Annotated in this window: 16 protein-coding genes; 9 read left to right on the top strand and 7 right to left on the bottom strand. The window is 53.9% G+C overall.

The window, feature by feature from the left end:
* Nucleotides 1-13: 13 nt before the first annotated feature.
* The 4 genes from pgmB to EHV15_RS12010 form a co-directional block, all read right to left on the bottom strand.
* Entirely contained in the window at nucleotides 14-664 is a 651-nt protein-coding gene (pgmB, locus tag EHV15_RS11995) for a beta-phosphoglucomutase (RefSeq protein ID WP_128631405.1), read from the bottom strand.
* Between the two features lie 93 nt (nucleotides 665-757).
* Nucleotides 758-1,792 carry a LacI family DNA-binding transcriptional regulator gene (locus EHV15_RS12000; RefSeq protein ID WP_128631406.1) on the bottom strand — a complete coding sequence of 345 codons (1,035 nt, stop codon included), beginning with the start codon at nucleotides 1,790-1,792 and terminating at the stop codon, nucleotides 758-760.
* Between the two features lie 691 nt (nucleotides 1,793-2,483).
* Nucleotides 2,484-3,659, bottom strand: a complete 1,176-nt coding sequence (locus tag EHV15_RS12005; protein WP_128630411.1) for an IS256 family transposase — start codon at nucleotides 3,657-3,659, stop codon at nucleotides 2,484-2,486.
* A 202-nt stretch (nucleotides 3,660-3,861) separates the two neighbouring features.
* Complete coding sequence (locus EHV15_RS12010; protein ID WP_128631407.1) at nucleotides 3,862-5,607, bottom strand: alpha-glycosidase; 1,746 nt, start codon at nucleotides 5,605-5,607, stop codon at nucleotides 3,862-3,864.
* A gap of 679 nt (nucleotides 5,608-6,286) precedes the next feature.
* Between EHV15_RS12010 and EHV15_RS12015 the strand changes: the two genes are divergently transcribed.
* From EHV15_RS12015 to EHV15_RS12040, 6 genes are all read left to right on the top strand, one after another.
* Nucleotides 6,287-7,597, top strand: coding sequence for a sugar ABC transporter substrate-binding protein (locus EHV15_RS12015; RefSeq protein WP_128631408.1), 1,311 nt, complete (start codon nucleotides 6,287-6,289; stop codon nucleotides 7,595-7,597).
* Nucleotides 7,598-7,700: 103 nt separating this feature from the next.
* The gene (locus EHV15_RS12020; protein WP_128631409.1) at nucleotides 7,701-9,002 is read left to right on the top strand and encodes a carbohydrate ABC transporter permease; all 1,302 of its coding nucleotides are present in this window, start codon (nucleotides 7,701-7,703) and stop codon (nucleotides 9,000-9,002) included.
* Nucleotides 8,999-9,844, top strand: coding sequence for a sugar ABC transporter permease (locus EHV15_RS12025; protein ID WP_128631410.1), 846 nt, complete (start codon nucleotides 8,999-9,001; stop codon nucleotides 9,842-9,844). The genes EHV15_RS12020 and EHV15_RS12025 overlap by 4 nt, the downstream gene beginning before the upstream one ends.
* 357 nt (nucleotides 9,845-10,201) lie before the next feature.
* Nucleotides 10,202-11,593 (top strand): L-cystine transporter, encoded by a 1,392-nt coding sequence (locus tag EHV15_RS12030; protein WP_128631411.1) that lies wholly within the window; start codon nucleotides 10,202-10,204, stop codon nucleotides 11,591-11,593.
* 743 nt (nucleotides 11,594-12,336) lie between these two features.
* Nucleotides 12,337-13,998 carry a GspE/PulE family protein gene (locus EHV15_RS12035; RefSeq protein ID WP_128631412.1) on the top strand — a complete coding sequence of 554 codons (1,662 nt, stop codon included), beginning with the start codon at nucleotides 12,337-12,339 and terminating at the stop codon, nucleotides 13,996-13,998.
* A 601-nt stretch (nucleotides 13,999-14,599) separates the two neighbouring features.
* Nucleotides 14,600-15,457: a prepilin peptidase gene (locus tag EHV15_RS12040; protein WP_128631413.1), complete on the top strand. Its 858-nt coding sequence runs from the start codon at nucleotides 14,600-14,602 to the stop codon at nucleotides 15,455-15,457.
* A 547-nt stretch (nucleotides 15,458-16,004) separates the two neighbouring features.
* On the opposite strand, the gene EHV15_RS12045 is transcribed toward EHV15_RS12040, so the two are convergent.
* Entirely contained in the window at nucleotides 16,005-16,946 is a 942-nt protein-coding gene (locus tag EHV15_RS12045) for a helix-turn-helix transcriptional regulator (protein WP_128631414.1), read from the bottom strand.
* Between the two features lie 92 nt (nucleotides 16,947-17,038).
* On the opposite strand from EHV15_RS12045, the gene EHV15_RS12050 reads away from it, so the two are divergent.
* From EHV15_RS12050 to EHV15_RS12060, 3 genes are all read left to right on the top strand, one after another.
* On the top strand, nucleotides 17,039-19,309 hold the full coding sequence (locus EHV15_RS12050; protein WP_128631415.1) for an ATP-binding cassette domain-containing protein: 2,271 nt from the start codon (nucleotides 17,039-17,041) through the stop codon (nucleotides 19,307-19,309).
* A 172-nt stretch (nucleotides 19,310-19,481) separates the two neighbouring features.
* A complete protein-coding gene (locus EHV15_RS12055) occupies nucleotides 19,482-19,916 on the top strand; it encodes an NfeD family protein (protein WP_128631416.1) in 435 nt (144 codons plus the stop codon).
* On the top strand, nucleotides 19,916-20,851 hold the full coding sequence (locus EHV15_RS12060) for an SPFH domain-containing protein (RefSeq protein WP_128631417.1): 936 nt from the start codon (nucleotides 19,916-19,918) through the stop codon (nucleotides 20,849-20,851). Before EHV15_RS12055 ends, EHV15_RS12060 begins: the two co-directional genes overlap by 1 nt.
* Here the strand turns inward: EHV15_RS12060 and EHV15_RS12065 are convergent.
* On the bottom strand, nucleotides 20,826-21,188 hold the full coding sequence (locus tag EHV15_RS12065) for a hypothetical protein (protein ID WP_128631418.1): 363 nt from the start codon (nucleotides 21,186-21,188) through the stop codon (nucleotides 20,826-20,828). The two genes, EHV15_RS12060 and EHV15_RS12065, sit on opposite strands and share 26 nt — an antisense overlap.
* A gap of 46 nt (nucleotides 21,189-21,234) precedes the next feature.
* Complete coding sequence (locus EHV15_RS12070) at nucleotides 21,235-21,915, bottom strand: PspA/IM30 family protein (RefSeq protein ID WP_128631419.1); 681 nt, start codon at nucleotides 21,913-21,915, stop codon at nucleotides 21,235-21,237.
* Between the last annotated feature and the right edge of the window lie 17 nt (nucleotides 21,916-21,932).

Below are 21,932 nucleotides of genomic sequence, written 5' to 3' on the forward strand. Positions count from 1 at the left end.
TCCTTTGGACATACTAATTTTGAAAAAGAAGGTTTAGCGACACGTCCCCCAGCGAAGGGACGACGAGATCGGCCGCGCCGAGCGTATCCGGCGATCCGATGCCGACGCAGCGCATGCCGGCGCGGCGCGCCGCCTCGATCCCGGCCTCGGCGTCCTCAAAGACGACGCACGCCTCCGGCGGGACGCCAAGCTCCTCCGCGCCGAGCAGGAACACCTCGGGATCGGGTTTGGCGCTGGAAGTCCGGGTGCCGTCGATAATTACGTCAAAATACGGCGCCAGCCCCGTATTCCGCAAAATGATCGGGGCGTTTTTGCTGGCGGAGCCGAGCGCGGTTTTCAGGCCCAGCTCCCGGCATTGCTTCAAGAAACCGAGCGCGCCCGGCAAAATTTCCGCAGCGTCCATTTTGGAGATGTATTCGACATACCAGCCGTTTTTGCGTTCGGCCAGCTCCCGCTTCACGCCGTCTTCCAATTCCAGCCCGCCGACCTTCAGCAAAATATCTAGCGAGGCCATGCGGCTGACGCCCTTGAGCTTCTCATTGTCCTGTGCGGTGAACTCGAAGCCGAGCTCGGCGGCCAGCCGTTTCCAGGCCAGGAAATGATATTTGGCGGTGTCGACAAGCACGCCGTCCAGGTCGAATAAACATGCCTTGATTGAATCCACAAACCTTCCTCCTTTTAGCGCAAACGTTTGAATAAAACTCGAAAAATAAAAGAAGCGGTAAGCTTCCGTTATTTTTCGAAGGCGTATCTGCGTTTATTTTTTGGGCACCGAATACATCGACGAGTCGCGGACGATCAGGCGGTGCGGAATGATCTGCCGCTTCGGATAAACTTTGTCTTTGCTGCCCTGAACCGCCTGGATCAGCACCTGGGAAGCGGTGTAGCCCATGTTGTAAATGCCGATATCGATACTGCTGAGCGGCGGCGTCGAGAGCTCCGACAGCGGAATATTATTGAAGCTGACCAGACACAAATCTTCGGGAACCTTGTATTTCAGCTCATGCAAGCCGCGAAGCACGCCGAACGCCACCACGTCGTCGATCGTGACGAGGGCCGTGGGGCGATCCGGGAGATTCATGAAAAACGACATGGCCCGATACCCGCTGTCCTGCAAAAACTCACCTTCGACAATCCATTCGGGCCGGCACTCCAGTCCTGAATCCCTGAGTGCATCCTGATACCCCTTCATCCGATCTTTGGAAACGACGAGCTCCGGCGGCCCGCTGACGAACCCGATGCGCTCATGCCCCAGCGCGATCAAATGCTTCGTGGCGTCGTACGATGCCTGGATGTTATCATTATCCACCGATAAAATATCAGGATATTTCTCGCTGCGTCCGATCACAACAAACGGATGTCCGCCATTATGGAGAAAATCGATCACAGGATCGTTTTGCCGCGAATACAGCAAAATAACTCCGTCCACCCGGCGTCCGTTGATCAGTCTGGAGACATTTTCGACTTCCTCTTTCTCGTTGGCGCCGGAGCTGATGAGCACGTCGTAACCGAGGCGGCCGGCCTGCGTCACGATCCCGCGGATCAGTTCCATGAAGAAGAAGTTGGAGAACAGTTCTTCAGCGGACTTCGGCAGCATGATGCATATGCTGTTTGTCGTTTTGGAAACCAGGCTTTTGGCCATGATGTTGGGATGGTAGCCAAGCTGGTCCATAATGAGTTTTACTTTGCGTGATGTTTCCGCGCTGATTCTGGGATGATTGGACAGCACCCGGGACACGGTAGAAGGCGATACTCCGGCCTTTTTTGCAACATCCTTGATGGTGACAGCCATATAAACCTCCTCTGTGGAACCGTTTGCTTTACACTGTAATATTAATCGAAACGCAGCGGAAAGTAAATAGAAAGCGGCGCGGACAAGGCTCACACCCCTTAAATAGAGCGAGTAGAAGAATGTTCGATTTAAAGCGAAAAAGAGTTTAAAAGGGGGGAACCCGCCATGAGGCCTCGATTTTTCTTGGATCAAAAGAGATGCAAACGTTTTACAGAGAGAGCCGTTTATACTGTCCAGAGTGTTGCCAACTTCCGGGATTTTTGCTCAGCTGACGGAAATAAGGGAATAAAAGGGCGTTATTTTCGCGATGGTAAAGGTCCTTCGGAGAATAGAGTCCTTTTATGTCGCTATTTTGGCACGTGTGCGGTAAAAAGAAGCTTTTTCCGCGGAGGCGTGTGAAATAGGGACAAAATTTACTGTTATTTCCCTCCAAGGCTAGAAAAGCACCCAAATAACGCCCCAAAAGTCCGCTATTTACTTGCCTTCTATGTCTGTACGGGTAGCGTCAAGAGTTTTGTGTAATTATCTTTTAGGGTTCGAAGTAGGGTATCCATTGGGGCAATGGATATCATTGGTTTTCAAGCTTCAGGGGGGATCCCCCCTGAAAAATTTCCTTTTTATTTCCAGTTGTCAAAGTGTCCTTGTTATCTATGCTTTGTGTGCCACACCTGGCTAACGCGACTGCATCGGCTCAGGCCTGGGGATATTTTTCGTCAAACATTTTTTTGAGCGCTTGCTGGGTTTTTGCATCCGCGAATCCACGCAACACCCGGCTGCTCCAGCGTTCGTTATAGGAGAGGGCCTCTAGATAAATAATTTTCTCCGCTGCATCCATGTTCGTCAAACTGTTCATGGGCCGCAGCCGCTTGCGGATTTCCTTGTTTGTTCGCTCGATGGGGTTCGAGGTGTAAATGGCATAGTGGATCATCGTTGGGAAATCGTAAAAGCGAAGGAGGACCGGTAACTCGTTCTCCCACGACGCGAGCTCCTTCGGATAGATCTTGCCCCACTTGGCTTGCACGAGGTCGAAATTGGCCATGGCGACATCGCGATCCATGGCACTGTAAATCGTCTTCATGTCCGTCACGAAATCCGCTTTGTCCTTATCACGGATTTTCGGTAGCGTATTGCGCATTTTATGAGTGACGCAACGCTGGACGCCGGCCTGCGGATACGTTTCCCGGAAGGCCTCCTCCAGTCCCGCTAAGCCATCGAATACGCCCAGCAGCACCTCGTGCACGCCACGTTTGTAGAGGTCTCGCAGGACATCCCTCCACCCGTTGGCGCTTTCTTTGCCGCCAAGGCTGAAGCTAAGGATCTCACGGTGTCCGGCCTCATCGACACCCATGGCAATATAAATGACTTCGCTGGCGACGGACTGACGCTTGAGCTTCACGTACATCCCGTCCAGATAGATGACCGCATAACGCTTGGCCAGCGGTCGAGCCTGCCAGGCCGCAACGTCTTCCAGCACCGTGCTCGTGATGTTGCTCACGGTCGTCGGCGAGTACTGGGCGCCAAACATTTTTTCAATGAAGGCGGCGATGTCTCTTGTGCTCATCCCGCCCTTGTACATGTGAATGACCGTGTCCTCTAGCCAAGCTTCCCGCCGCTGGTAGGGCGCGAACAGTTCCGTCTGAAAGTCGCCTTGGCGATCCCGCGGCACTTGCAGATCCGGAATCACCCCGTGTCGGGTTTCCCAGTTCCTGCTGTAATATCCGTTGCGGCTGTTTGCCACTTCCGGGTGCTCTACTTGTAAGTAATTTTTAATTTCCTCCTTTAAAAGAGTTTCAATTTTTTCTTTTAGAAAACTTTGCATTGTATTTTCGAGTTGTTCTGTGAACGAGTTTTGTTGTATAGTTGTCATTGAGTAGGGTTCCTCCTTGGTGACTTCGCAATCCCAAGCATACCCTACTTTTTTGTCGTTTGATAGACTAACCTGTCCTTACACAACTTATTTTACGCCATCTCTGTACGCAAGGCGTGAGCATGTGCCCGGAATGAGGGCGGGAACGAGACGGCCCGGCCCGCCCAACCCCAGGACAAGCCGCCTTAAGCTTTAAGCGCCGCTATTTACTTTCCGTAAGCACCGCGTACCCGTAGGAGGGCAGCTTGACGGCCAGCTTTCCGCTCTCCGTTTTGTAGGTTCTCCCGCTCATCCGGTCCTGCCAGGCCGATCCGGGCGCGCTGACCTCAAACGTTTGACCGGCATCGTAATTGTTGAGCAGCACGAGCACCGTCTCACCATCGAGCTTGCGTTCGTAAGCCAGCTTGCTGCCGCCCGCCTCGGCGATCAGGAAGCGGATCGAGCCGGTGCGGAGCGGGGCCAGATCTTTGCGGACGGCAATCAGCTCGCGGTAGAACTTAAACAGCTCCCGGTCCTGTTTGTCCGTATCCCATTCCATACATTTGCGGGAGTCCGGGTCCATTTCTCCGTCAAGACCGATCTCGTCTCCGTAGTAAATGCAGGGCGTTCCGCCGTATGTGAACTGGAACAGGGCGGCCAGCTTCATTTTGGCCTTGTTGCCTTCGCAAAGCGTCAGCAGGCGCGGTGTATCGTGGCTGTCCAGGAGATTGAAGGCGACCTCGCTTGCCTGCTGTGGATAACGGGACAGCTGCTTGCCGATCGCATGGGCGAATCCGGCGGCATCCAGCGTGCCGCGGACGACGAAATCGAGCACGGCTTCGGTGAACGGATAGTTCATGACGGCATCGAACTGATCACCCTGCAGCCAGCCGGAGGATTCATGCCAAATTTCACCGAGGATGTAAGCGTCCGGGTTCGCGGCTTTGACCGTTTTGCGGAAATCGCGCCAAAAATGATGATCCACTTCGTTCGCCACGTCCAGCCGCCAGCCATCGATCCCTACCTCTTTGATCCAGAACTCCGCGACCTTTAGCAAATACTCTTTCACTTCCGGGTTTTCCGTATTGAGTTTCGGCATCAGCGGCTCAAAAGCAAACGTATCGTAGGTCGGCACCCCGTCCTTGACCTGCAGCGGATATTCGCGGACGTGAAACCAGTCCTTGTAGCGGGATTTTTCGCCTTTTTCCAGTACGTCGACAAACGGGGCGAACGTTTTGCCCGCGTGATTGAACACAGCGTCGAACAGCACGCGGATTCCCCGTTCATGGCACGCGTTTACGAGCTTCTTGACCGTGGCGATATCGCCGAAGTGCGGATCAATTTTCATATAGTCCGCCGTATCGTATTTATGATTGGTTGTCGCTTCAAACAACGGCGTGAAGTATATGCCCGTGATCCCGAGCTCGCTCAAATGGTCGAGATGATCGATGACGCCCTGCAAATCGCCGCCGAAAAAGTTGGTGCGCTCCGGCTTGCCGCCCCAGGGAAGCACGTCTTTCGGACTTATGCTCGGGTCGCCGTTGGCGAAGCGTTCCGGGAAGATCTGATAGAAGACCGCCTCTTTAACCCATGCCGGAGGGGTAAACACATCGATCGGGTTAATGAACGGAAATTCAAACAGGCGCTCTGGCCCGGAAGGGCGCTCCCGGGTAAATTCGTTTTCGGTCATCCAGATTTGCTCTTCGCCGGATTTTAGCAAAAAGCCGTATCTTGTTCTGCGCAGCGGCGGCTGATAGGCGCATTCCCAGTAATCGAACAGCTCGTCGCTGATCATGAGGGACATGGGAATCAGCTCCTTGCTTTGATCCCACATGTATTTATCCCCGACAAAAGCATAAACCTCAGTAAGATCGTTTTTTTTCGTGCGCAGGCGCAAGTGGAGTGTCTCGTAGTCGTAAGCGTAGGCCCAATTGAGTTTCGGACGATGATAAATCGCTTCAAGCAGCATAAGATTCCTCCTAAAAGTTTTGTGAGCATCACTTCATTGACTCCGCTTCGTACAAAACTTGCATCGGAAGCATAAGCTCAGTTTTGTGAGCATCACTTCATTGACTCCGCTTCGTACAAAACTTGCATCGTAAGCAAAAAAAGCACATCCGGGCCTAAAAAAAGGGCCGAGGATGTACCTTTCGATAGCAGAGCCTTCGATTTATGAATGATGGAAAGAGACAACAGACGTAGTATTCGTCTTATCGTTCCAGATTATAACATTGTTCAAACCATTGCACAATACCTAAAATAAAGCGTTTTATAAAACGGACTTGAGAGTATGAAACCGCACTGGCTTGTAATGATTTAACCCTTGATATTAAGAGTAAAATGGCACAAGAGCAGCGGCATATCGGACTGGCGGAATGAGTAATGAAATAGATATTTTGTGATAATGAGAGTAAATTAAAGAAAATAAAGGATAACATAGGTTTTTTGCTAAAAAATTGATTGTGCAAACGTTTTTGCGACATTAAACCTTGTTGTATGATGATCTCGTATATAAAGCGCTTTCGAACAAAAAAATGCTGAAATAAAAAGCAAAAAACAAAAAAATAACAATTTTTCAGCAGTTTTCAGAAAACGTTTGCGCATGATTTTTGACAATATTTTATTAAAATTTAGGAGGGGTTAATGTGATGAAGTCCAACAAGATATTGACTTTGATCGCCGCATTATCGCTGGTCGTCTCCATCACCGCTTGCGGTCCAAGCAACAACGGAAACGCAAACGCACCGGCAAACCAAACCGAAAATACAGGGAATGCAACTACCGGGGAAAATGTGAGTGCTGAATCGATTGTTCCGGAAGATGGCGCCGAGCTTGTCATTTGGGAAAGTAAAGAAGAGCTGGCATTCACTGAAGAAATCGCCAAGCAATTCACCGAAAAATACGGCGTTAACGTAAAAATCGAGGAAGTGGCTCCGACCGACCAAATCGGTAAGCTGACGCAGGACGGACCTGCCGGGCTGGCCGCCGACGTGCTCATTGTACCGCACGATCATTTGGGCAACGCCGCAACTTCCGGGCTTATTTTGGCCAATGATGTGTTTGGCGAAGAAACGGCGCAGAACAATACGGAAGCTGCGGTTCAAGGCGCCACCTATGACGGCGTGCTTTACGGCTATCCGAGGGCTGCGGAAACGATGGCGCTGTATTATAACAAGTCGCTGGTCCCCGAAGCGCCGAAAGATTTCAAAGATATTCTCGCCTTTGGTAAAACGTTTACGGACAAGGCGAAAAATAAATTCGCGATTATGTGGGAAACCGGCAATATGTATTTCAACTATCCGTTTATTGCCAGCGGGGGCGGTTACCTGTTCGGCGAGGGCGGCACGAACCCGAATGATATCGGATTGGCCAAAGACGGCGCGATTGAAGGCTTAAAAGTATTCCAAAGCCTGAAAGAAGTTTTGCCGATCAACAGCGGGGACATCAACGCGGACGTCAAACGCAGTTTGTTTTCTGCGGGCGATGTAGCCATGGATATCAACGGTCCTTGGGAATTGGCCGGATACAGAGCGGCGCTTGGCGACAATCTTGGCGTGGCTCCGTACCCGACGGTGGACGGTAAAACCGCCATTACTTTCTCCGGAGCGAAGGTGTGGGTCGTCAATTCGTTTACCCAATATCCGAACGCGGCTAAAATGTTCGCGCATTTTGCCTCCACGAAGGATGCCCAGCTTCTGCTGCACGAAAAAGTAGGCGCGGTTCCGACGAATCTCGAAGCCCTGGAGAGCGACCAAATCAAAAACGATCCGTACGTGTCCGCCTTTGCGGAACAGGCGAAAAACTCGCAGCCGATGCCGTCCATTCCGGAAATGTCTAATGTCTGGGCTCCGATGAACGCGGCGCTTCCGGAAATCTGGAACAACAATGCTGACCCGAAAACGACGATGGAAAAAACGATTGCTCAGATTACGGATTTGAACAAAGGTGTGGCTCAATAAGACCGGGATGCTTTGGACAACGAAACCGGAATGCTGTCCGGCCGCCGCTTAAAAGGCGGCGGGCCGCTCCGGCGGTTTCTCGAGGAGAGGAGAAGGAAGGTTCATGGACCGACACAAGAGAAACGCAAGCGTACTGTCAATCATTTGCATGGGACTTGGGCAGCTCTATAACCGCCAATATATCAAGGGCTTGCTATTTTTGGCGGTGGAGGCGCTGGGACTCGCTTATTTGATCAAAAATTTGGGAACGGCGATTTGGGGGATTATTACGCTCGGCGAAGTGCCCAGAATGCTCGTAAAAGGAAAATGGGTGGACGGGGACCATTCCATTTTCATTATGATTCAAAGCTTGATTACGCTGCTGTTTTTAGCGGTTTTTGTCATTGTTTATATTCTGAACGTGAAAGACGCCCGCAAAATCGGGCAGGAAAGAGAGAAAGGCAAAAAGCCGAACAATTTCATACAATCGGTTCGGTATGTGCTCGATTATAAATTCGCCGTTGCCTTTTTGAGCATTCCCGCCTCAGGGATCTTATTTTTTACTGTGATGCCGATCATTTTCATGGTCATGCTTGCCTTCACCAACTACTCGGCTCCCAAACACATCCCGCCGGCGATGCTCGTCGATTGGGTCGGATTCGGGACGTTTAAAGAATTGGTTGCCCTCAAAACCTGGAGCCATACCTTTTACGGCGTATTGACCTGGACGATCATCTGGGCGGTATTGTCCACGATAACCACCTACTTTGGCGGTTTGCTCGTGGCTTTGCTCATCAATCAGAAGGGCATCCGCTTTAAAGGGTTGTGGAGAACGATTTTGATTCTTCCTTACGCGGTTCCGCAGCTCATATCGCTGCTTGTCATGAGAAATATGTTTAACGGCCAGTTCGGTCCGATCAATCAGTATCTCGGTTATTTCGGACTTGGGGGATTGCCGTGGCTGACCGATCCGTTTTGGGCCAAGGTCACGGTTATCGTCGTCAACATGTGGGTGGGGATCCCGGTATCCATGCTGCTCATTTTGGGCGTGCTGACCACCATCCCGAAAGATTTGTATGAAGCCGCCGAGGTGGACGGAGCTACCGGATTCCAAAAATTCAAGATCGTTACGCTGCCGATGATTCTGTTCACGACGGCACCGACCTTGATTGCGCAGTTTGCCGGCAACATCAACAACTTTAACGCCATCTTCCTGCTGACGGGGGGAGATCCGGTTAAGGGCGACTATCAATACGCCGGCGCAACCGACCTGCTCGTCACCTGGCTGTATAAGCTGACGCTGAACCAGAATAAGTACAACATGGCCTCTGCTATCGGGATCATTATTTTCGTCATTATCGCCTCGTTCTCGATATACAACTACCGCAGAACCAAGTCGTTTAAAGAGGAGGATATGATCCAATGAGCGTACGGAAAATAAGAACCGGGATTCGGCTTGGCGCCAGTTATCTGGTGCTTGTCCTGCTATGTATCGCCGCGGTATACCCCGTGCTCTGGGTCGTATTCGGCTCGTTGCGGCCGGGCAAATCGCTCTACAGCAAAACATTGATTCCGGAGAAATTAACTTTAGTTCATTATGCTGAACTGTTCACCTCGAAAACGTATCTGTTCGGCACCTGGTATTTGAACACGCTGAAAATTGCCGCCTGCTCTATGGTTCTGGGTGTGCTCCTGATACTGCTGACCAGCTACGCGCTGTCCCGGTTCCGCTTCCGCGGCCGCAAAACGGCGCTGTCCGGCCTGCTCGTGCTCGGCATGTTCCCGGGATTCATGAGCATGATTGCGATTTATCTGCTGCTGCGGGAGTTGCATCTGCTCGATACGCATTTTGCATTGATTATCGTGTACGCGGCGGGGGCGCCGCTCGGCGGAACGTTTATCGCCAAAGGGTTCCTCGATACGATTCCCCGCTCGCTGGACGAAGCGGCCCGGATCGACGGGGCCAGCAATTTTACGATTTTCGCGCGCATCATTGTTCCGCTGTCCAAGCCGATGCTGACGTACATGGCACTGACTCAGTTCGTCGGTCCTTGGGTCGATTTTATCTTTGCCCGGCTCGTGCTGCGGACGAAGGAAAACTGGACGCTGGCCGTAGGGATGTGGGACATGGTAAGCAGCATCCAAAATAGCAATTTCACGCTGTTTGCCGCGGGCGCGGTTCTGATCGCGCTCCCGATCACAATATTGTTTATGTTCCTGCAGCGGCTGCTGGTCGACGGCTTAACTTCGGGCGCCAGCAAAGGGTAACGGCGTTTAAGGAGTGCTCATTCAAAGCCTGAACGATGAAGTGCTCTTGCTGGCGGCCATTTCCTCCTTTGTCTCCAGGATCTCCGTCACGCTGAGGTGGAAATCACGCCGCTGGGAGAGCGTGAGTCTAATTAAGCGGGATAAGTCGTCGGGATACGTACCCTTTTAGAGCTTTCAGGTGAAAGCTGTATTGAATGCATATACTATGCTTAACCGACTGTAACATTATCTGGAAAAATTATTCCTATCAAAATAGTCGTATTTATGATATTATATCGTCTGTAAATTGTTTCCGGCTCCATATCGTCCGGACGTTATTACGATACTTTGTACTATTTTGAGGAGGAGAGACGTTGTATGGATACCTTGCGTATCATCATTAACGTAGTTGTTATGCTGGTTCTGATCGGCCTATTGGTCTGGATGCAGAAGAAGCATGTTTCTTTTACAAAACGGGTGTTTACCGGGCTGGGACTCGGACTTGTGTTCGGCGTTATCCTGCAGTGGGCGTACGGGGCGGGCTCGGACGTCATTTCCGGTTCCGCCGATTGGTTTAACCTGGTGGGCCGCGGTTATGTCGGACTGCTGCAAATGGTGGTCATTCCGCTGATCATGGTGTCGATCATTTCCGCCATCATGAAATTAAAGGGTGGACGAAACCTGGGGAAAATGAGCGCCCTGATCATCGCCGTGCTGCTTATTACAACGGCGATCGCCGCCACGGTCAGCATCGTGACGAGCCTCAGCTTCGATCTGAAGGCGATCGAAATCCAGGCCGGGGAGCGGGAACAACAGCGCGGCGCGGCGCTTGAGGAGCGCCTCGGCGATGTGGCGGACAAAACGATTCCCCAGCAGGTGCTCGACTTTATTCCGACGAACCCGTTTGCGGACATGACCGGGGCGCGCAGCACCTCAACGCTGGCGGTCGTTATTTTCTCCGCTTTCATCGGGGTGGCCGTGCTTGGTTTGGATAAGAAAAAACCGGAGCAGGCCGATACGTTCCGCAAAATGGTGGACGCCGTTTACGCGGTCGTTATGCGGATCGTTACGCTGGTGCTGCGATTGACGCCGTACGGGATTTTGGCGCTAATCACGAACGTGACCGCCACGACCAGCGTGGAGGAAATCCTCAAGCTGATCAAGTTCGTGGGCGCTTCTTACGTAGCCCTTATCGTTATGTTCATCATCCATCTGATCCTGCTGGCCCTGTTCGGGTACAACCCGGTACAGTATGTGCGCAAAGTGCTGCCGACGCTGGTGTTCGCCTTCACGTCGCGTTCCAGCGCCGCCACGATCCCGCTTAACGTCGAGACGCAAACCAAGCGGCTGGGCGTACCGGAAGGGGTAGCCAACCTGTCGGCCTCATTCGGAGCTACGATCGGGCAAAACGGCTGCGCCGGCATTTACCCGGCCATGCTGGCCGTCATGATCGCGCCGACCGTCGGCATTAATCCGACGAGCTGGGACTTTATCCTGACGCTGATCCTGGTCGTCGTCATCAGTTCGTTTGGCGTTGCCGGCGTCGGCGGGGGCGCGACTTTCGCTTCGCTCATCGTGCTCTCGACGATGAACCTGCCGGTCGCCCTCGCGGGGCTGCTGATCTCCGTCGAGCCGCTGATCGATATGGGGCGGACGGCGTTAAACGTCAACGACTCGATCGCCGCCGGCGTCATCACCGGCAAAATCCTTGGCGAAAACGACACCGAAGCGTTCAAGCGCTCGGTTGATCTGGATGCCGTGCAAGCGTAATTAAAGTGTAACTAAAAGCCGTTCCCGGTCCGTGAACAGGCCCCTTTTGAAGGGGGGGAGTTCCATTCCGGGCGCGGCTTTTTTTGAGTGCGGGGCTCCAAGCCGTGATTCGGGAGCTTGAACGTGCTGAAGCCTTTGCGTGAAAGGAACTATATGCCACTCCCGCCACGTTGCGATATAAAGAAGCGGAGGAAATTCCGCCAAGTGCAAAAGTGCAGGCGCTTTTCGTCGAAATTCCTCGAAACAGGTGGTTCAGATGTAAATGTGCAGTTCATTTCGCGTCAAAAGCTACTTTTTTATCGGATAACCCTGAAAGAGATGCACTTTTGCATTTCAACCACTCTAATATGATAATTTGCGGAAAAAAGAATGTACTTTTGCAGTTGATCCCATCGGGCCGTCCTTTTTTCCATGAAAAAACGATAAACTCGGCTGAGGCCCTATGCAAATCTGGCTTGGTGTAAACCCTAACGAACCTGAAGAGTACGTCGATAGACGTTTTTCTTACTAGGACCGTTGTTGCCCTGAATAGGTATAATATACTATTGAATGATAGCGCCGGATAATTGAAAGGTTTATAATCGTAACTATGCCGAAGTTGCATAAATATTCAGCAAATGGCTAATTTCACGATAATTCGCGCTGTTTACTTATAGGACTTAAGGACTGGTTTTCTTCGCGAAGTTTCGTGTATGCAACATATAAAGAAATATGGTAAATTTTCCATGGAGATGGGGTAAGCCATGTACACAATCAAAAAAAGATTGGGTGAACTTCTTCTGGAATCCGGCATGATTACGGAAGCGCAGCTGCAAACCGCGCTGGAAGAGCAGCAGCGTTCCCGTAAAAAGCTTGGCGATGTGCTGCTGGAGCAGGGAGTCCTGACCGAACATCAGCTCATCGAGGCGCTGGAATTTCAGCTTGGCATCCCGCACGTCACCTTGGCAAGGCTTAAGACCGCCCCCCAATTGACCCAGGTCATTTCGGAGCAGATGGCCAAGCGGCACCAGGTGCTGCCGATTCGCGTGGATGGCCGGAAGCTGATGGTCGCCATGGCCGATCCCCTGGATTTGTTCGTTATTGAGGACTTGCGGATAAGCACCGGCTTTACGATTGAACCGGCTATTATTTCACGGGGGGAATTGCAGCGGGGAATCGCCCGGCTGTACGGGCAGCAGGATTCCGTGAACGCAGGGGCGGGGAGCGGGCAGATCGAGGTGGAAGACTCGATGATTCTGGATGAAGACTCCCCGGTTGTCCGTCTCGTTCAGCAAATGATCGAACAAGCGGTGCGCCTCGGCGCCAGCGACATTCATGTCGATCCGATGGACGCGCAGCTGACGGTCCGCTACCGCATTGACGGACATCTGCGCAAAGGGCGGTCTATTCCGAAATCGATGCAGGGCGTGATCACCGCCCGGCTGAAAATTTTGGCCCATTTGAACATCGAAGAACGCCAGCTGCCTCAGAATGGGCGCATCAAGCTGACGATCGACGGCAAACAGATTGACATCCGGCTGTCTTCGCTGCCGACGGTGCACGGGGAACAAATCGTTATGCGCCTGTTTGACCAATCCGAAGGGATACAAAGTTTGGACAAGCTGGGCATGGCCGAGGAAAATCTCGAATTGTTACGGCGCATGGTAGGAAAGCAGCATGGCATGGTTTTGCTGGCGGGACCGGCGGGGAGCGGAAAGACGACGACCCTCTACTCCGTATTGCAGCATTTGAACCGCGAAGAGACGAGCATTATTACGATCGAGGATCCCGTGGAATACATGCTTGACGGCGTTAATCAGACGCAGGTTTATCCTGCGGCCGGATTGACGTTCGCCAAAGGTCTCCGCTCTATTTTACGGCAGGATCCGAATGTTATTATGGTCGGGGAAATCCGCGATCCGGAAACCGCGGAAATCGCCCTGCGCGCTTCGTTAACGGGGCATCTCGTGTTTTCGGCGCTGCATACGAGCGATACGGTCGGCGCGGTCGTCCGGCTGCGGGATATGGGGATCGAGCCGCATCTGATCGCCTCCTCGCTGATCGGGGTCGTCGCCCAGCGGCTGGTCCGCTGTGTTTGCCCCGATTGCAAAACCGGCTACACGCCGGATATGCAAGAGCGTTTGTACCTGGAACGGTTGGGCCTCAACGCGGACAAGCTGTATCGCGGCAAGGGCTGCGCCGCTTGCGGAAAAAGCGGCTACCGCGGCCGGATGGCGGTGCACGAAGTGCTGCTTGCCGGCGATGAGCTGCGCTCCGGGATCGTAAGCGGACGATCCGCAAAGGAGCTGCGGCGGCTGGCGCGGGAAACCGGCATGACCACCTTGTTGGCCGACGGCGTTGGAAAAGTGTTGGAGGGACGCACCACCCTCCAGGAAATTATCCGCGAAGTGGAAGAAGAGAGATGACAACGGGCCGTTTGAGGCGGGGAGCGAGTTGGTCGTGACTTGATTTAGTCGTGAATTGACTTGGGCTGAATTGACTTGGCGTAAATTGACTTGTTGCCTTCGTTCGCCGCGCTGCTGTATGATCAAACTGTTTATACCGATGTTTAACTTATACGGAATTTTCGGCTCAAAACCAACAACGGTGCTTGACGATCAGCAAGATGCAGCCCCGGGGGAGCGCCGGCGCGCCGTTCTAACGGTTGCAGGCGGCTACTGAAATGAACCAAGCGTCGGCCTTCAAAATAGCGGTACTCTATGTACTTATTATCCGGAGTCTGGCACTTACATCCCCATTAGCGGCATTTTTTGTCCTTATTTTCCTATGAATGGTCCGGAACGTGGGCATTTCCTTGTGACCCTAAGAAAATAGCGACATAAATAACCCCTATTTCTCTCAAGAGGACGGATATCGCCGGAATAACGACATTTTTTGTCCTTATGTTTTCGCTGGAGGTTCTCATGATTGTTTGGACAAGCGCCGTTGTTGGTTTGAGCTTATTTTAGGGGGTTAATAAAATATGCCGGCAGCTATGGAACGTACGGCTCCGTTATTGGAGGGGCTATGGAAACGATAATGTTGGCGGCGCTTAACTTTATCGCCGGGCTGGCCGCGGGCGCCGGACTGGCGCGGCTCGGGCGCCGCCTGGTGGCGCGGCGGGGCCTGCTGCCCGCCGGCGGAAGCGGCGTGGGCGGAAGCAGCGTGGGCGGAAGCGGCGCGGGCGGAGGCGGCGTGGGTGGAAGCGGCGCGGGCGGAAGCGGCGCGGACGGAAGCAGCGTCGGCGGAAGCGGCAGCGCACGCGTGAGCGCTGCGGCAGCGGCCGGCGGCACAGCCCCTGCCGCCGGCGCCGCCCCCTCCGGCCGGCTGCGCCGGGCCGGAGACATCGCCGCCGCCTTCGCCACGGCGGCGATGTTCGCCCTGATGCACCTGCGTTTCGGTGCATCGGGCGCATGGGCGGTCGGCCTGCTGCTGACCGCCCTGGCCGTGCTGATCGCGGTCACCGACCTGACCGCGAGAATCATCCCCAACGGCGCCCTGCTGTGCTTTGGCGCCGCGCTGCTCGCCGCCGTGCCGCTGGCCGGCGGCGGCCCGCTATGGAGCCATGCGCTGGGCGCGCTTGGCGGCAGCGGCCTGCTGCTGCTTATCGCCGCCATCGCCCCTGGCCGGGGGATGGGGATGGGCGACATCAAGCTGCTGGCCGTGTTTGGCTGGGCCGTCGGTTTTCCCGGCGTGCTCCTCGCCTTGTTGGCGGCCGCTGTCACCGGGGCCGCGGCGATCCTGCTGCAGCATGCCTTTGGCCGCAGGCAGCGCGGTCAGACGTTGGCATTTGGCCCCTATCTGGCCTTCGGTACCTTGCTCGTGTACTTGTACGGCAACGAGATCATCCATTGGTATGCCGCGAACGCCGTTTTTTCCGGGTAGACGGGAGGGCCGACGGGAGGGCCGACGGGAGGGCGAGCTTCACCGCGAAGAGGCTGGTTTTCCCGTCAGGGATCCGGCCTTTATCCACCTTTATCTGTCTTTATCTGCACTAGCGTTGCATTAACTTTCGAACAAGACAACTTGTAGCCCTGAAACTCCAAATTTCCCGTAAAAGCTCAGGTTATCGATCGGAATTTGGGCCTGCCAGAAATCTAACGGTTGTAACAGCCGCTATTTTGCGAAAAAAGACCTTTTCTAATTTCTAACGGTTGCGAGCGCCGTTATTTGCCTTAATCTAGGTGAAAATGGCTGGTTTTAAGTGAAATAAGCGCTATGGCAACCGTTAGAATTTGAAATCACCGTTTTTGGAACAAATAGCGCTTGTGGCAACCGTTAGATAGTTGTGTGGTTAGAAATGTTATCATGTCAGATGTCAGATTTGTTGCAACGTTTGTGATTTATCCGACTTCACCCGACTTCACCCGTCTTTATCCATCCTTATCCATCCTTATCCATCCTCATCCTCCTTATCTGCTTTTAGCCGTCTTTAACCGTAATGGCGGACCAGCGCCCGCGCCCGCGCGCGGATACGGTCCGCGATTTCGCGTGGTTCCAGCACTTTGGCGTCAGGACCCAACTGGAAAAAATACGCGGCGGTGAACTCTACTTCGCTCTCGTCGATCACGGCATCGATATAGCCGTGATCTGGATCGGCGGCTGTGATATGCGGTTCCAGCCAAGGCTGGCTGCGGCATTGCCGCATGCCTTCCCGGGTCAGTTCGACATACAGCCGCACCGGCGTTTTCAAAGGCTGGCCGGAGAGCTGCTCCAGCCAGCCGGCCAAGCCAACCGGCGGATCGAACGTTTCCGGCAGCGGTTCCGCAAACAAAAGGCGATCCGTTCGAAACTGGCGGATATCGCCGGTGCTCCGGTCGGCGGCAGGCATGTACCAGAAGCCGTCATAAGCGTATATCCCAAGCGGCTCAACTTCTCTCTCCGTGTCCTCCTTTTTCGAAGCATACCCGATTTTCAGCACTTGCCGGTCCGCGGCCGCTTCGATAATTTCTTTCAAAAACGGCGAAGCGACGCTGCGCTTGCGATTCCAAATCGCGGTCACCGCCTCCAGCCGGTCCACTTTGCGCTTCATATCGTCGGCTAGATTCGTGTACAGTTTGCGGGAGACGGATTTCACATTGATGTCAAAGGGCAGCGACGGATAATACTTCAACGTTTGGAAGGCGAAAAAAACGGCAAACGCTTCGTCTTCGTCGAACATCACAGGTGGCAGCATCCTGCCGCGGAGCAAGCGGTACCCTCCGGTTCGGCCCGGCTCGGTATAGAGCGGGACGCCCATCTCGCTAAGTTCGCTCAAATACCGGTGCGCCGTCCGCACGGACACCCGGAATTCGTCGGCGACCTCCTGCGCCGTAAAGCTGCGCTTGGCGTTGACATACATGATCAGGTCGAACAGAAGCCTTGTCTTGGACATCCAATCTCCTCCAATTGCAAAACCATGTCAGTTTTTGTCATGGTTTTAGTTTATTTTATTTTAAGCGAATCATTCTGAGGAGGAAAGGAAACATGCACAAGGACGATTTCATTCATGTCATCGGAGCCAGAGAAAAAAATTTGCGGGACGTTCGCGTCTCCATTCCGAAAAAGCGGATTACGGTGTTTGCCGGTGTATCCGGTTCGGGCAAGTCGGCGCTTGTTTTCGATACGATCGCGGCCGAATCGCAGCGGCAGCTGAACGAAACTTACTCCAGCTTCATCCGCAACCGGCTGCCCCATTACGGGCAGCCCGAGGTGGAGAGCATCTCCAATTTGCCGGTATCGATTGTGATCAATCAGAAGCGGCTCGGCGGCAACGCCAGATCGACCGTCGGCACGGCCACGGACATCTATGCGCTGCTGCGTCTGCTGTTTTCCCGGCAAGGCGCGCCTTTCGTTGGTTATTCCGACGTTTTTTCCTTCAATAATCCGCAGGGGATGTGCCTGGAATGCGAAGGGCTGGGCAAAGCCAAGACGATTCTTATCGACCACTTGATCGACAAGGAAAAATCGCTGAACGAGGGAGCGATCCTGTTTCCTACCTTTCAGCCCGGCGATTTCCGCTGGAAAAGATATGCCGCCACCGGACTGTTCGACAACGACAAAAAGCTGAAGGATTACACCGAGGAAGAAATGGATACGCTACTGTACAAAACGGGGTTCAAACCGACGAATCCGACGAAAGAGTGGCCGCCGACTTCGCTGTACGAGGGTGTCGTTCCGCGCATCAAACGGTCTTTTCTGGACAAAGAGGGCCGGGATACCGCCCTTTACAAGGAAGCGATCAAGCGGATCGCGACCGAGAAAATATGCCCGGCGTGCCGCGGCGGCAGATTGAATCTGGCCGTGCTGGCATGCCGGATCAACGGCAAAAGCATTGCGGACTGCGCGAACATGCCGGTCAGCGAACTGATCGAATTTGTGCGCACCGTTCGCGAACCGCAGGTCCGGACGGTGACCGAGGCAATCGTCAAGCGGCTGGCTGACATGATCGAGATCGGGCTTGGCTATTTGAGTTTGAACCGGGAAACGTCCAGCCTGTCGGGCGGGGAATCGCAGCGGATCAAGCTGGTGCGCCAGCTCGGCAACAGTCTGAGCGATTTGCTCTACATTTTGGATGAGCCGAGCAGCGGTTTGCATCCCCACGATGTCGGCCGGATCAACCGGCTGCTGCGGCAATTAAGGGATAAAGGCAACACCGTGCTGATCGTGGAGCATGACCCGGACGTGATCCGGATCGCTGATCATATCGTGGAAATGGGACCGGGCGCCGGAACGGGCGGGGGCAGGATCGTCTACGAGGGGGACCCCGGCGGGCTGATGTTGGCGGATACGCTGACCTCCCGGCTGCTGAAGCGCCAGCTTTCATGCAAAAGCGAGGTCCGGCAACCGGCCGGGTGGCTGGAAATCCCGCGCACGAGCCTCAACAATTTGAAAGAGGTAAGCGTCCGGGTCCCCGCAGGGGTGATGACCGCCGTTACCGGAGTGGCCGGATCGGGCAAGAGCACGTTGATCCGCGGTGCGTTTGCGCAGGCCTATCCTGAGGCGACCGTTATCGATCAAGGGGGGATCGGCGCTTCGAACAGGTCCAATATCGCCACTTATACCGGCATATTCGATGCGATCCGGGAGCTGTTTGCCAAGGCGAATCGGGTCAGCCCCTCGCTTTTCAGTTTTAATTCGCAGGGAGCCTGCCCGGACTGCAAGGGGCTCGGGACCATTTACACCGATTTCGCTTTTATGGATACGGTGGCGACCGTTTGTGAAGCCTGCGGGGGGAGACGCTTCAACGAGGAAGTGCTGTCCTATCCGCTGCGCGGCCAAAATATCAGCGACATCTTGGCTATGACCGTCGCTGAGGCGCTGTCTTTTTTTCAAGAAAAAGAAATTTTGCCGGCGCTGCAAAGGCTGCAGGAGACCGGGATTGATTACGTGCCGCTGGGACAACCCCTCAGCACTTTGTCGGGCGGAGAGTTGCAGCGGGTCAAGCTGGCGGCTGAACTGGAGGAAAGAGGCAATATTTACGTGTTGGACGAACCGACCACCGGGCTTCATTTGGCGGACGTCGACCGGCTTATCCGCGTGATGAACCGCCTTGCCGATCAGGGCAACACGCTGATCGTTATCGAACATCATCCGGAAGTGATCTGCCAGGCCGATTGGATCATTGATCTGGGCCCCGGCGCGGGAGCGGAGGGAGGAAGGGTATTGTTTGAAGGCGTGCCCAGGGATATTACGGCTTGCTGTGAATCTTTAACCGGACAATATCTCAGAACCGCAGCAGGAGCTGCGGGGAATTAGACTAAGGAAGCGGCACGGCGTATTATGACAAAAAGACAACAATTTTCCTCAAAAAACCGCCAATTTCCCCGATTATGCGCAAAATAACTAAAAAACCATTCCATTTGTTGATACTTTTTGGTATCGTCGCCGTATATATAATTATAATGCGGAAAGGTGGTGCAACAGGGGGATGGAAATGTGGGCCGTTTGGCTGATCGCCGCCGGGGTTTTGCTGGTGTTTGAAATGATGACGCTGACGTTTTATTTGCTGTGGTTATGCATCGGGGCGCTGGTGGCGGCGATCGTGGCTTGGATAGCCCCCGAGGCTTATGTTTTGCAGGTGGTGGCCGGCTGTCTGGTCGCTTTAGGGTTGACCATATTTACCAAGCCGCTGTCGCGAAAATTTCGCGCATCGAAAGGGTTTAAAGATGTCGGCACCGAACTGGTAGGCAAACAGGGCATCGTCGTGGAACCGATTGAAGAGGGGCAATACGGCATCGTCAAGGTTGGGGGAGACACGTGGAGCGCCAAGTCCGCCTTGCCGATCGGCAAGGATGAGCGGGTACGGGTGCTGAAGCGCAGCAGTACGATTATCGAGGTAGAACGATGGGAGGAAATTTCTTAATGCCGTGGGTTATTCTTGTAATTATTGTTGTTGTCGTTGTCGTTTTTATTTCGCTTACGATCAAAATTGTGCCGCAGCAGCGGGTGGGCGTCGTCGAACGGCTCGGTAAATTCCACCGGCTGTTGACGCCGGGGTTGAACGTTCTGATTCCGGTGATCGACCAGGTTCGCCTTTATCATGATTTGCGGATTCAACAGACAAACGTACCGCCGCAGACCGTGATTACGAAGGACAACGTTCAGGTGGAAATCGATACGATCATTTTCTATCAAGTGGTTGATCCGGAACAAGCTACGTACGGAATTTCCGACTACGTGTACGGGGTTCGGAACATTACCACCGCAACGATGCGGCAAATTATCGGTAAGTTGGAGCTCGACGAGACATTGTCCGGCCGGGAAAAAATTTCGACGGAAATCCGGATTGCGCTGGATGAAGCGACCGAAAAATGGGGCGTGCGGATCGAGCGCGTCGAAGTAATCGACATCAAGCCGCCGATCGACATTCAGGAAGCGATGGACAAACAAATGAAGGCCGAGCGGAACAAACGGGCGATTGTGCTCGAAGCCGAAGCCGCCAAGCAGGATATGATTTTGCGCGCCGAAGGCGATAAGCAGAGCAAAATCCTCAAGGCGGAAGGCGACAAGGAAGCGCGCATCCGTGAAGCCGAAGGCTTGCGGCAGGCGCAGGAGCTGGAAGCGCTGGGGGAAGCGAAGGCGATTCAGGCGGTGGCGGAAGCCGAGAAGGCGCGGATCGAAATGCTCCGCGACGCCGCATTGACGGAAGAGGTGCTGGCTTACCAGTCCTTCGACGCTTTGAAGGAAGTGGCCAAAGGACCGGCGAACAAAGTGTTCATCCCGTCCAACGCGATCGAAACGCTCGGCACCCTGGGCGCGATCGGCGAAGTGTTCAAGTCCGGCAAGGAAGGGAAATAATCTTGCAACGACAGAACGGAAAAAAGTCTGGCAGGGCATTCAAGCCTTGCCGGGCTTTTTCTTTTAAGGCAGCGCGTTTTGCCTCCCGTTTGTTTCTTTGGTAGCGGCGCCGCTTCACTGGATCAACTGCAAAAGTACATTTCATTTTCCGTAAATCCTCCCTATTTGAGCGATTGAAATGCAAAAGTACATCTGTTTTGGGGCTGTGGGATAAAAAAGTATCTTTTAGCCGGAAATGAACTGCAGTTTTGCATTTGGCGAGCCATTTTCGGGGAATTTCGACGAAACTCGCATGCCCTTTTGCATTTCGCGGGAGTTGGCTTTGTTCAACGCGCAAAAACCCGCCCGGCTGGTTTCACCGGGCGGGTTTCTATATGAACGGCTCAGGAGTGCCGGGCCGATAGCTGCTGCTTAAGGCGTTCCAGCTCGGCGTTGACGGCGGGGGTAGGAATGCCGGCGTCTGGGCTGGCGGCGGCAGGGGAGGTTCCGTAGCCGGAACCGGAAAGCTGGTTGCTAGCTTCCCATTCCAGGATTTTCTCCTCCATGCGTTCGAAGCCGCGGGCCGCCGTGCCGCTTTCAATGCCGCGGCTGATGCTCGGCCGCTGCTCCGCTTTCCGCTCCTGGGCTTTGTGGGCCCGCGCGGCCAACTCGTTGCGCTTCTCTTTCAGGCGGGCGTATTCCGCCTTGCCTTCTTCCAGGCGAAGCTCCAGCTCCTTCACGCGCTCGCGGGCTTCGCTTGCGGCGGCGGCGTATTGCTGCGCCTGCTCCTCGTAGCGGAGCTTCTCCGCCGCGGCGTGCTGCGCTGTAACTTCGTCGCCGCTCTCCAGCGCGGTCAGCGCGCGGATTTCGCTTTGCTTGGCCAAATGAGCGATGTCCGCGCTTTTTCTTTCCTGCACGGCAGCGTTCATTTGCTGCTCCTTAATTGTTTTTTCCATGTCGTTCAGATCGTCTTCCAGGTTGCGCAGGTATTGTCCGGTCATGACTACCGGGTCTTCCATTTTGTTTAACACTTCATGTATGGACGCTTTGGCTAAGTTGGCGATTCTGTCAAAAATGCTGCTCATAATCATCTCTCCTTAGA

Origin of the sequence: Paenibacillus oralis, from assembly GCF_003863965.1 — a bacterium.
Lineage (GTDB): Bacteria > Bacillota > Bacilli > Paenibacillales > Paenibacillaceae > Fontibacillus > Fontibacillus oralis.

Excerpts from the sequence above, each read along its gene's own strand:
- EHV15_RS12000 (WP_128631406.1), bottom strand. The coding sequence starts at position 1,792 with ATGGCTGTCACCATCAAGGATGTTGCAAAAAAGGCCGGAGTATCGCCT.
- EHV15_RS12005 (WP_128630411.1), bottom strand. The coding sequence starts at position 3,659 with ATGACAACTATACAACAAAACTCGTTCACAGAACAACTCGAAAATACA.
- EHV15_RS12010 (WP_128631407.1), bottom strand. The coding sequence starts at position 5,607 with ATGCTGCTTGAAGCGATTTATCATCGTCCGAAACTCAATTGGGCCTAC.
- EHV15_RS12015 (WP_128631408.1), top strand. The coding sequence starts at position 6,287 with ATGAAGTCCAACAAGATATTGACTTTGATCGCCGCATTATCGCTGGTC.
- EHV15_RS12020 (WP_128631409.1), top strand. The coding sequence starts at position 7,701 with ATGGACCGACACAAGAGAAACGCAAGCGTACTGTCAATCATTTGCATG.
- EHV15_RS12025 (WP_128631410.1), top strand. The coding sequence starts at position 8,999 with ATGAGCGTACGGAAAATAAGAACCGGGATTCGGCTTGGCGCCAGTTAT.
- EHV15_RS12030 (WP_128631411.1), top strand. The coding sequence starts at position 10,202 with ATGGATACCTTGCGTATCATCATTAACGTAGTTGTTATGCTGGTTCTG.
- EHV15_RS12035 (WP_128631412.1), top strand. The coding sequence starts at position 12,337 with ATGTACACAATCAAAAAAAGATTGGGTGAACTTCTTCTGGAATCCGGC.
- EHV15_RS12040 (WP_128631413.1), top strand. The coding sequence starts at position 14,600 with ATGGAAACGATAATGTTGGCGGCGCTTAACTTTATCGCCGGGCTGGCC.
- EHV15_RS12045 (WP_128631414.1), bottom strand. The coding sequence starts at position 16,946 with ATGTCCAAGACAAGGCTTCTGTTCGACCTGATCATGTATGTCAACGCC.
- EHV15_RS12050 (WP_128631415.1), top strand. The coding sequence starts at position 17,039 with ATGCACAAGGACGATTTCATTCATGTCATCGGAGCCAGAGAAAAAAAT.
- EHV15_RS12055 (WP_128631416.1), top strand. The coding sequence starts at position 19,482 with ATGGAAATGTGGGCCGTTTGGCTGATCGCCGCCGGGGTTTTGCTGGTG.
- EHV15_RS12060 (WP_128631417.1), top strand. The coding sequence starts at position 19,916 with ATGCCGTGGGTTATTCTTGTAATTATTGTTGTTGTCGTTGTCGTTTTT.
- EHV15_RS12070 (WP_128631419.1), bottom strand. The coding sequence starts at position 21,915 with ATGAGCAGCATTTTTGACAGAATCGCCAACTTAGCCAAAGCGTCCATA.